This window comes from Phormidium sp. CCY1219 (assembly GCF_035615515.1).
Classification (GTDB): Bacteria; Cyanobacteriota; Cyanobacteriia; order Cyanobacteriales; family Laspinemataceae; genus CCY1219.
In genome coordinates this window covers 1-11,247 of the sequence record NZ_JAJENT010000450.1, presented here as the reverse complement: position 1 = coordinate 11,247, position 11,247 = coordinate 1, and the positions used below count along the sequence as shown (strand labels likewise).

At 51.1% G+C, this 11,247-nt stretch carries 8 protein-coding genes; all 8 read left to right on the top strand.

Going from position 1 to position 11,247, the window contains the following annotated elements:
• Positions 1-118: 118 nt before the first annotated feature.
• The 8 genes from dndE (at position 119) to xth (ending at position 11,119) form a co-directional block, all read left to right on the top strand.
• Positions 119-523 (top strand): DNA sulfur modification protein DndE, encoded by a 405-nt coding sequence (gene dndE, locus LKK83_RS10935; RefSeq protein ID WP_324631135.1) that lies wholly within the window; start codon positions 119-121, stop codon positions 521-523.
• A 140-nt stretch (positions 524-663) separates the two neighbouring features.
• The gene (locus tag LKK83_RS10930) at positions 664-1,191 is read left to right on the top strand and encodes a DUF1499 domain-containing protein (RefSeq protein ID WP_324631134.1); all 528 of its coding nucleotides are present in this window, start codon (positions 664-666) and stop codon (positions 1,189-1,191) included.
• 83 nt (positions 1,192-1,274) lie between these two features.
• The gene (locus LKK83_RS10925; RefSeq protein WP_324631133.1) at positions 1,275-2,618 is read left to right on the top strand and encodes a phthiocerol/phthiodiolone dimycocerosyl transferase family protein; all 1,344 of its coding nucleotides are present in this window, start codon (positions 1,275-1,277) and stop codon (positions 2,616-2,618) included.
• Between the two features lie 121 nt (positions 2,619-2,739).
• A complete protein-coding gene (locus tag LKK83_RS10920) occupies positions 2,740-5,676 on the top strand; it encodes a DNA phosphorothioation-associated putative methyltransferase (protein WP_324631132.1) in 2,937 nt (978 codons plus the stop codon).
• A gap of 110 nt (positions 5,677-5,786) precedes the next feature.
• Positions 5,787-6,749 (top strand): GDP-mannose 4,6-dehydratase, encoded by a 963-nt coding sequence (locus LKK83_RS10915; RefSeq protein WP_324631138.1) that lies wholly within the window; start codon positions 5,787-5,789, stop codon positions 6,747-6,749.
• A gap of 343 nt (positions 6,750-7,092) precedes the next feature.
• On the top strand, positions 7,093-8,460 hold the full coding sequence (locus tag LKK83_RS10910; protein WP_324631131.1) for an NAD-dependent succinate-semialdehyde dehydrogenase: 1,368 nt from the start codon (positions 7,093-7,095) through the stop codon (positions 8,458-8,460).
• Between the two features lie 124 nt (positions 8,461-8,584).
• Positions 8,585-10,222, top strand: coding sequence for an acetolactate synthase large subunit (locus LKK83_RS10905; protein WP_324631137.1), 1,638 nt, complete (start codon positions 8,585-8,587; stop codon positions 10,220-10,222).
• Positions 10,223-10,321: 99 nt separating this feature from the next.
• On the top strand, positions 10,322-11,119 hold the full coding sequence (xth, locus tag LKK83_RS10900; protein WP_324631136.1) for an exodeoxyribonuclease III: 798 nt from the start codon (positions 10,322-10,324) through the stop codon (positions 11,117-11,119).
• Positions 11,120-11,247 lie beyond the last annotated feature (128 nt).

The window sequence follows — 11,247 nt, the reverse complement described above, 5'->3', positions numbered from 1 at the left end:
CCTCTAGCAATTAAAATAGTAGGAGGCAGAGCCTCGGGAGGTTCGTTCCCAGGCTGAGCCTAGGAACGAGTTTGAAAATGAATTAAATGTTGTTTTTATGAGGGATTAAAGTACGTCAATGGAACCACCAATCGACCGAATAAAAGTTTCGCAAAGTGCCAAAGACCAACTGACAAAACTGAAGCGGGCGACGAAAATTGACCAGTGGAATATTTTATGTCGCTGGGCATTTTGTCGGTCTTTAGCGGAAGATTCGCCGCCCTCGCCGGTACCGATTCCGATGGATAGTAATGTGGAGATGAGTTGGCGGGTATTTGGCGGAGAAATGTCCGATATTTTATTAGTGGCATTAAAGCAGCGTTGTCACAAAGATGGGTTGGGGACGGATAAAGAAACCCTGGCGACCCAGTTTCGCCTGCACCTGCATCGGGGAATCGGCTATTTGGCAGGGGATCCGAATGTGAAGAAAATCGAGCATTTTATTGAAGTGGCGATGCCCTCACTGGTGGAGGAGGGGGGATGAAGGGGGCGGGGGTTTCCACCGCGATGCAGGGGCGAGAAGGCGATGGTGGGTGGACTTTTCGCCTATACTGCTAGATGGATGTCACAGCGATCGCATTTCCCGGTAGAATGAGTGAAGCGTTCTGAAATTCCCGACAATCTATGCACCACTTTGCTCGCTTAAAAGTGCCGACTTTGTGCATTTCGCTGATTTTAGCAATGGTCTGTTACTTATGGCAGACCCCTGCAGTTTTTGCCGAAACGAATTCACCTATAACCATCGTGAGCATCTTCTCTTTTTCTGGAACTCGTCCTACCAATCTTGGGGTCAAAAACGGCAAACTTGCCGCTTGCCCGAGTTCGCCCAATTGCGTTTCTAGCCAAGCGCCGGATACGGATAAAGAACATAAAATTGCGCCCCTCACCTATAGCGGTTCTGCTGATGATGCCTTTGCCAAACTCAAAGGGATTATCGAAGACATCGATAATGCAACCGTAGTGAAATCTGAGGACAATTATCTCTATGCTGAGTTTAGCAGCAATCTGATGGGTTTTGTGGATGATGTGGAATTTTACAACGACCCAGAAAACCAGACGATTCACCTGCGGTCTGCTTCCCGGTTGGGGCAGTCGGATTTGGGGGTAAATCGCAAACGAATCGAGTCGATTCGGGAGAAATTTACCGCCTAATAAAGAACGGCGATCGCGCTTTTTTGAACCGACGCGATCGCCGAATTTAATGACCAACTAAAAAACAGGAATTGCTGTAGAGAATGAGCCAAAACAATGGCAAAGAATTAAGCGCCATAAAAACCACCGATCGCCCCTTGGGTGCCCTAGAGCAAGCAATGGAAATCTTGAATAGCTACAGCGGCACTTTTAATATCGCAACCGTCAGTAAAATCAAAGGCACGATACCAGAAACGCTTCTCAGAAAGGCGTTAGATACGATCCAAAAACGGCACCCGCGCCTACAATCGCGGATTGTGGAATCTGCCAACCAGTGGCACTTTCAAACCGAAGGAACGCAACCTGTTCCTTTGCGGATATTAGAGGTCGCTAACGAGGAACAATTGCAGCAAATTGTGGAAGGAGAGGTAAACGAAAAAATTGAGAGTAGCAAAGGATTGCTGCGATGTTTGTTCGTGAAAGGCGATCGCCCGGAGTCCAGCAGCTATTTAATCACCACCATTCATCATGCGATATCTGATGGCATATCCTCCATTCACCTGCACTCGGAAATTTTAAAAACGTGCCAGGAAATCACCTCAACTGGGGACAGTGCAGGGCAAATATCTCCCTTGCCCTGCCCGAAGGCAATCGAAGAAATATTGCCGAAATGGATGAAAGGCGTGCGAGGTAAATTGCAAGGAATTTGGTTCGTATTGCAAGTTAAGGTTAAGCAGCGCTTGTACAAACCCGAGACATTCCCCTTTGAAAAAACTGTGCCACTGCAATTCAGAAAAACGGGAATCGTCCAGCGGAAACTCGACCCAGGATTAACCCAAAATATCCTGCAAAATTGTCGGCAAAACACCACCACGGTTCAAGGGGCATTGTGTACGGCGATGTTATTTACGGCAGCGCGAAAAATTCGAGGAGAAGAAGACCGGGACGTTCGAGTAGTCTGTAGAAATTATGTAGATTTGCGCCGTTACTTAAACCCGCCAGTGAATCCGGAAGACCTGGCAATTATGGCCTCTTCTTTAACCGCATTTCACCAAGTCAAGCCGAATGGTTACTTTTGGGAACTAGCGCAAGAGGTGAGACAAAAGCTGAAAAAAGGGTTGGACAATGGGGCAATGTTCAAACCGATTTTTATGTTTCGCAAAATCATAGAATCGCTTCTGGCAACACCGAATCAATCATCGGTAACAGTGGCGGTGAGCAACGTGGGTCGAGTGAATATTCCCCGTAATTACGGCGAGTTGGAATTAGAAGAAATAAGCTTTGTGCCGGGGATTGGAGCGTTTGGAGGAATATTTGCTGTGGCTGTTACTACCTTTCGGGAAAAAATGACATTGAATTTTATGTTTTCCGATCCTTCTATTTCCCATAAAACGATAGAAAGCCTTGCCGATGAGGTGGTTGTTTATTTAAAAGAAGCCTGTCAGTGAAGACGGGTCGATCGCGCAGAGGGAAAGACCGATGGAGTCATCCGGATAAATTGGCGCGCCAAAGCGATCGCCAATGTGGTATGACAAAAGTGGTTTCCTGTTGTCGCCCGATGCTGCAACCATGACAAACATTCGCCTATCCCCGATGCAAACCCCCACGGACCGTCACGCCCCGGGACACCACCACCTACCCCGTCCCCTGCGCGTGGCGGTAGAAGGGGGGATTTTGACCCCAGAGACGAGCTTTCTCGACTATGGCAGCGATCGCGATCGCACCCCTTGCAATCTCGTTTACCTTCCCGATGAGCTCAATGCCCTCCCGTCAGACTCGGAACGTCAGGCAGTTTTGCGCGAGGCATGGCAGTTGTGCGATCGCGCCCTGATTGTCGCGGCGGCGGTAGCGATCGCGGACCGCAGTCGTGAGAAAATCGCCTACAGCAAGTCGGGAATCATCCCGCAACAGTCCTCACATTACTATTGGCAACCGGCAGAACTGAAACGCTACATCGAGGACGCGCTACAAGTCGATGCAGTGGCGGCAGATGTGGGGGTATTTTTTATCTTTCGCGACCCCAACCTATCTCTCGCTTACCGTCACTCCCAGGTGCGATCGCGCATTGACCTTCCCGAACTCGATACCTCCCTGCCCGAATTTGCCGAATCCGAAGAAATCCTCACCCCCCTGATAGACTTTGTTGCCGAACGGGGACGGCTGCCCGTGGCCGGAGAATGTGCGACCGAAGCCGAAATAGCCGCTAAATTCGGCAGTTGGGACGATGCCTTTGAGTGCGTTCTTGCCGCCAGCGATCGCCAAGGGTGGGAGAAACTGCGCGAAAACCGGCGGGAAGACCTGACGATATACTGTGCCTGCGAGATAGAAACCCGAGGAGAAGCAGAATTTTGGCACCGAGTGCGAAATTGCCCGCAACTGGCGGCAGATATACTTGCCGCGTTTGAGAACTGGGAAACCGCCCGCGATCGCGCTGCAGAAGCGATCGCCGAAGTGAAGCAACCGGATTTTATCGCCCGGGCCTGGGAAACCAGCGCCATCGGCAAAAAACTGCCCACCGCCCTGTACGTGCATCGCTGGGCGATCGCATCCCTACACCCCTCCCTGCGCCTCTACGACGCGATCGCCCGTCGGTACATCGGCTGCATCGAAGGCGCAACCCTCGTCAAGTTTAACATCGACAAACCGACAATCTCCTACTTATACTATCCCCACTTCGACAGCGACCCCCATCCCGCCTTACAAGCCAGTCTCCACCTCCACTTACGCAGCGGGAAACTCAGCTACGCCGACTACGAAAACAGCGACAATCCGCCCGTTCTGCACCGCAAAGAAGCCTTTGTTACCCCCGATTACCCACTTTACGACCTCTTTGCCACTCTCACGCGCCAAGAAGCCAAACTGGGACTGTTAAAGAAATCGCGCCCGATTGGCACCCGCAACGGCTGGTTAGACCGTTTGGCAGAAGAAGGCGTCAAAATTGAAGGTCACACATTGATACATAATCCCCAAGAAAAGCCCCAAACTGCCCCAAGCCTGCCCAAAATCGAACGCCATCGCGCCGCGATCGTGCGTCGGGAACTCTCGCGGCCCATGCGGCTAGCGTTAGAAGCCGGTTTGTTCGATCGCGATACCACGTTTTTCGATTACGGTTGTGGGCATGGGGGCGATATCCAGCGGATTGCCGAACGCGGGCATTCCAGTGAGGGATGGGACCCCTACTATCGCCCCGATACCCCCCTCGCCCCCGCAGATGTGGTGAATCTCGGCTACGTAATTAATGTGATAGAAGACCGGGAAGAACGCGAGTTGGCGCTGAAGGAAGCTTGGACGCTAGCTCACAAAGCCCTAGTGGTGGCGGCGCTGGTGTTATTGGACGATCGCGGCAGCGATCGCGTGGCATACGGCGATGGCGTGATTACCCGGCGCAATACATTTCAGAAATATTACGAACAAGAGGAACTCAAGGACTATATCGAAAGTGTGTTAGGGGTAGAAGCGATTCCGGCAGCATTAGGCATTTATTTCGTGTTTCGCGACGAAGCCACTGCCGAATGGGTAAAGGCATCTCGCTTTCGCAGTCGCACAAAAGTGCCGAAAGTGATTAAAAAGTTTGATGACTATCGAGAATTGCTCACCCCCTTGATGGAATTTGTCAGCGATCGCGGCAGACTCCCGGTGAAAGGGGAACTCCCGCAAGCTGCCGAAATCTGCAGCGAATTTCGCACCTTGCGCCGCGCCTTTAACGCCATTGTTGAAGTATCCTCCCCGGAAGAATGGGAGGCGATCGCGCAAAAACGTCGCCAAGATTTACTAACTTACATCGCCGTCAGTAACCTCATCAAACGCACCCCCTTTTCCCACTTCCCCAAAGAAATCCAAACCGATATTAAAGCCTTCTTCGGCAGCTATAAAAATATCTGCTTCCTGACCCAAAAACTGATTTACAGTTTAAACGATTTGCACTTAATCGAAACCTGCTGCAAAGAGAGTAAAATTGGCTTGCACAAACCCAACAGCCTCACGGTTCACGTTTCCGCCCTAGAAAGCCTCGACCCCTTACTGCGAATCTATGAAGGGATTATCAGTCGGATTATCGGGCGGATGGATGAAGCGACCTTAATTAAATTCTACACCAAAAAGCGCCAAATTTCTTATTTATTTTGTCCGGATTTTGACAGCGACCCGCATCCGGCATTATATACCAGCATGCAGATTAACCTAGAGACCTTTCGCGTCTTCTATCGCGACTACGATATCGATGACAATCCGCCCCTGCTGCATGGCAAAGATGCCTGCGTCACCCCCGATTATCCCGATTACGAAAAATTTGCCAAACTGACCCGTCAAGAAGAAGATTGGGGATTGTTTGAAGATTATCGGGCGATTAAACGGCGCAAGGGGTGGTTAAACTGTTTGGTAGAGCATTGCGCCGAATTGCGCGGATATAAACTGTATTGGCGCAAGGATGCGGATCCGTATCGGGTAAAAGTCCTCAAAGCTGCAGTGCGTACGCGCCAGCAAAATCGCAAAGCCGTCAAAACGTAAGAAACTCTTTAGGTAGGCATTGTCCCTCCTACGGGACTCTAAAATAGGATGAGCTAGGGTTAACCACGGCGTAACTCTAGATGGATGACCAACATCGAGATAGCCAATTTATGAAAAAAGCGCTGATTTGTGGAATTTCCGGGCAAGATGGATCCTATTTAGCTCGATACTTACTGGAGAAAGGGTACACCGTCTGCGGCACCTCGCGGGATGCCCAAATGTCATCGTTTCGCAACTTACAGCGGTTGGGAATACGCGATCGCGTCAAACTCGAATCCATGTCCCTCACCGACTTTCGCAGCGTCTTGCAGGTACTCACCAAAATCCAGCCCGATGAAGTGTACAATTTAGCCGGACAGAGTTCGGTGGGACTCTCGTTCGACCAACCGGTAGAGACCTTAGAAAGCATCGGAACCGGAACCCTCAACTTACTCGAAGCAATCCGCTTTACCGGCAACCAAATCAAATTTTACAATGCCGGATCGAGCGAATGCTTTGGGGATACCGGCGATCGCCGCGCCGATGAAACCACCCCCTTTCGCCCGCGAAGTCCCTACGCCGTCGCCAAATCCACCGCCTTTTGGGAAGTCGCCAATTACCGAGACGCCTACGGATTATTTGCCTGTTCGGGAATCTTGTATAACCACGAATCCCCCCTGAGGCCCGAACGATTCGTCACCCAAAAAATCATCGCCGCCGCCTGTCGCATCGCCCAAGGGAGTCCGGAAAAACTGCATTTAGGGAATATTTCCGTGCAACGGGACTGGGGATATGCCCCGGAATATGTGGAAGCGATGTATTTAATGATGCAGCATCCCGACCCCGATGATTACGTCATCGCCACCGGCGAGACCCACAGTTTAGAAGAATTTGTCGTCACTGCCTTTGACTGCGTGGGGCTAGATTGGCAAGACCATGTAACTACAGATGTGAGCCTGTACCGCCCCACGGATATCGCGATCGGGAAAGCCAACCCCGCCAAGGCAAAGGAAAAACTCGGATGGGAGGCGACATCGAAAATGAAAGATGTGGTGCGACAAATGGTGGAAGCGCGGATGGCTTCTTCCCAATGATTAACAGCAATTCTTGACAAATTTTGACCAAAGATAGCCGAAATTTAAGATTTCAACTGCCATAAATTTGACAAAATAGCAGAACAGGACTAAAAAAGCCAATCCGATGGTAGCCGATCGCCCACCACCCCAGGGAAAATTTACCCTGTAGGGTTTGTAGTGGTCCACCCCCACCCCGAACGGAAATTTTCCCGCTACCGCAATGGTGCCGGGAGAAAATCAGGTCAACCGGGCACCCTAAAAGTATAGGGAATTGCGGCCTATTCGGCTTCCTCGGTGCTGCTTTTATTGTGGCAGGCATTTTGTCAGGAATTGCCACGAGATTGTAATTGGGACAGAGACAATGACTATTGCAACAATTAATCCCGCAACGGGAGAAACGATAAAAACCTTTGAGGCGCTCAGCGATCGCGAGATAGAGGAAAAACTGGCAACCGCGCAAACCGCCTTTGAAAGTTATCGGCGCATTCCCTTTGCCCAAAAAGCCAAATGGATGAATGCCACAGCGGAGGTTTTGGAAAAAGACAAACAGCGCTTTGGCAACATCATCACCCAAGAGATGGGGAAAACCTTATTTTCCGCGATCGCCGAAGTGGAAAAATGTGCCCTGGTTTGTCGCTACTATGCCGACAATGCAGAGAAATTCCTCGCCGACGTCCCCGCCGAAACCGATGCCAGTTCTAGCTTCGTGCGCTATCAACCCCTCGGCGTGATTCTGGCGGTGATGCCCTGGAATTTTCCCTTTTGGCAAGTGTTTCGTTTTGCCGCACCGGCCCTGATGGCGGGCAATGTCGGTATCCTCAAACATGCATCCAACGTTCCCCAGTGCGCCCTCAACATTGAAGAGATATTTTTGGAAGCCGGAATTCCAGATGGTGCTTTCCAGACATTGTTAGTAAGTGCTGACAAAGTGGCAAAAATAATTGCCGACGATCGCGTGAAAGCCGCCACACTCACGGGGTCGGAATTTGCCGGGGCAAGTTTGGCCGAAAATGCCGGGAAACAAATCAAGAAAACTGTTTTAGAATTAGGAGGGAGCGATCCGTTTATTGTAATGGAAAGTGCGGATCTAGAAACAGCGGTGCGTACCGCGACTACAGCTCGAACCATGAATAATGGCCAATCCTGTATAGCAGCCAAACGGTTTATTCTCGCCGAAGCGATCGCCGATGAATTCGAGCAACGCTTAACCGAGTCCTTTAAAGCGTTGCGCGTGGGAGACCCAATGGATCCGGAAACCGATATCGGGCCACTGGCGACCCCAGACATCCAGAACGATTTAGACCAACTGGTGCAAACCTGCATCCAGAAGGGGTCGAACGTTTTAGTCGGCGGATCTGCATGGCGCGATCGTCCCGGAAACTTTTACCCGCCCACCATATTAAAGGACAATCCCCCCGGATCGCCGGCGTATGACGAAGAATTTTTCGGTCCGGTGGCCCTGGTATTCCGCGTCTCTGGAATTGACGAGGCGATCGCCCTGGCAAATAACAGTCCGTTTGGTTTGGGTGCGAGTGCTTGGACCGCCAACTCCGACCAACGCGATCGCTTCATTAACGAACTCGAAGCCGGTGCCGTTTTTATCAACGGCTTAGTCAAATCCGATCCCCGCTTGCCCTTTGGGGGCATCAAGCGGTCCGGATACGGACGAGAACTCAGCATCCAAGGCATTCACGAATTTGTGAATATCAAAACCGTGTGGGTGAAATAACCTTTTTTGTCGATCGCGCCGGGTTGGGGTGGCTAGCCATCTTTTACCAACTCCGACCAACGCGCAACCCCGATCCACCCACCATCAACCCCGAATTAATGTGAGGTCAATCGTTATGGGCGAAATGAACACCGCCGAACTGCTCGTTCAATGTTTGGAAAACGAAGGCGTGCAATATGTCTTCGGATTGCCCGGAGAAGAAAACCTGGAAGTGCTCAAAGCCATGAGCAACTCTTCCATTCAATTTATTACCACCCGCCACGAACAAGGCGCAGCCTTCATGGCAGATGTATATGGACGCCTGACTGGCAAAGCCGGCGTCTGTCTGTCCACCTTAGGACCGGGTGCCACCAATTTAATGACCGGCGTCGCCGATGCTAACCTGGATGGTGCCCCCCTGGTGGCGATTACCGGCCAAGTGGGCACGGACCGAATGCACATCGAATCCCATCAGTATTTAGATTTGGTGGCCATGTTAAAACCCGTCACCAAATGGAACGCCCAAATCGTCCGTCCCAGCATCACCCCCGAAATCGTCCGCAAAGCCTTCAAACGGGCACAAACCGAAAAACCCGGGGCAGTCCACATCGACGTTCCGGAAAATATTGCCGCCATGCCAGTGGAGGGACATGCACTCAACAAAGATAATCAAGAAAAGAGTTATGCCTCCTATCAAAGTTTGAACGAAGCGGCGACAGCCATTTCTCGCGCCAGCAATCCCGTAATCTTGGTCGGAAATGGTGCCATTCGCGCCCATTCCGCCGCCGCCCTGACCGAATTTGCCACCCGGTTGAAAATTCCCGTCACCAACACCTTTATGGGCAAAGGCGTGATTCCCTATACCCATCCCCTCGCGTTATGGACCACCGGCTTGCAGCAGCGCGATTATATCACTTGCGCCTTTGAAAAAACCGATTTGGTGATTGCAGTGGGGTACGATTTGATTGAATATTCCCCGAAAAAATGGAATCCGGAAGGGAAAATTCCGATTATTCACGTGAGTGCAACCCCCGCAGAAATCGACCGCAGCTACATCCCAATGGTGGAAGTAGTAGGCGATATTTCCGATTCCTTAATGGAAATTTTGCACCGCAGCGATCGCCAGGGCAAACCCACCCCCCACGCCTGCGAATTGCGAAGCGATATCCGCGCGGATTACGAACAGTATGCCAATGATAACGAGTTTCCGATTAAACCGCAAAAATTGATTTACGATTTGCGGCAAGTGATGGGACCGGAAGATGTGCTGATTTCCGATGTGGGCGCGCATAAAATGTGGATCGCCCGTCACTATCACTGCGAACGTCCGAATACTTGTTTGATTTCAAATGGATTCGCGGCGATGGGCATTGCCATTCCCGGCGCGATCGCCGCTAAATTAGTCCATCCCGAACGCAAAATCGTCGCCGCTACCGGTGATGGCGGATTTATGATGAACTGCCAAGAATTGGAAACCGCTTTGCGCGTGGGTACCCCTTTCGTGACGATTATTTTTAATGATGGCGGTTACGGGTTGATTGAATGGAAGCAGCAAAATCACTACGGCGAGTCAGCATTTATTAAGTTCGGCAATCCCGATTTTGTCAAACTCGCCGAAAGCATGGGGTTGAAAGGCTATCGCATCGACTCCACCGAAGCGTTTATTCCCACCCTGAAAGAAGCTCTAGAGCAAGAGGTGCCGGCGGTGATCGATTGCCCGGTAGACTACAGCGAAAATATTCGTTTCAGTCAAAAATCCGGTGGCTTGAGTTGTGCGATTTAGTTGCTTGTTTTGGGCCTTTGGTAGAGATTGCGGGTTGACAGCAACCCGCGATCGCCTCAACAATGAATGAGCAACAATTCTCTATCAATTGCGCCCTTGATGAAAATCGCCACTTGGAACGTGAATTCGATTCGCTCTCGCTTAAACCTAGTAACCGAATGGTTGCAGGAAAACCCCGTTGAAGTGCTCTGCTTGCAGGAAACTAAAGTGGTGGATGCGGATTTTCCCCGATCGCCTTTCAAACAGTTAGGCTATCACCTTTATATCTCCGGCCAGAAATCTTACAACGGGGTGGCTATTTTTAGCAAATCGCCCCTACAGGATGTCAGCACCGGCTTTTCCCCAGTTCTCGGTACTCCCGCCACTGAGTTCGATAGCCAAAAGCGCGTCCTCACTGGCATGTGGGGCGATATCTGCATTGTCAATCTCTACGTCCCCAATGGCGCTTCTGTGGGTAGCGACAAATATGCCTACAAACTCGATTGGCTCGCCCACCTGCGCGACTATCTCAAATCTCTGCTTGACAAAACGGCAAATATCTGCATCTGCGGCGATTTTAATATCGCCCTGGAAGATAAGGACTTGCACAAAATCCCCAAACCTAAAGATATTATGGCCTCTCCCGCCGAACGCGACGCCCTGCGTCAGGTATTAGAGTTAGGGTTTGCGGATGCTTTTCGCAAGTTCACCGATGCTGACGGTCATTATAGCTGGTGGGATTACCGCGCCGGTTCGTTTCCGCGCAATAAAGGGTGGCGCATCGACCATCATTATTTAACCCCGCCTTTGTACGACCGCGCGATCGCCTGCACTATCGATGTCGCCCCGCGCAAACTCCCGAAACCCAGCGACCATACCCCGGTGATTTTAGAACTCGCCAACGACTCGGTAGGGTAAACGCAGCCGCAATTTATCTCGTTCCTAGACCCTCCTGGGAACGAGTCTCAATCGGCGGCCACTTTCTCCCGAGGACTTGACAAAAAAAAGGCGATCGCATATAATGAAGCCGTGGCGGCAAGCAGGGC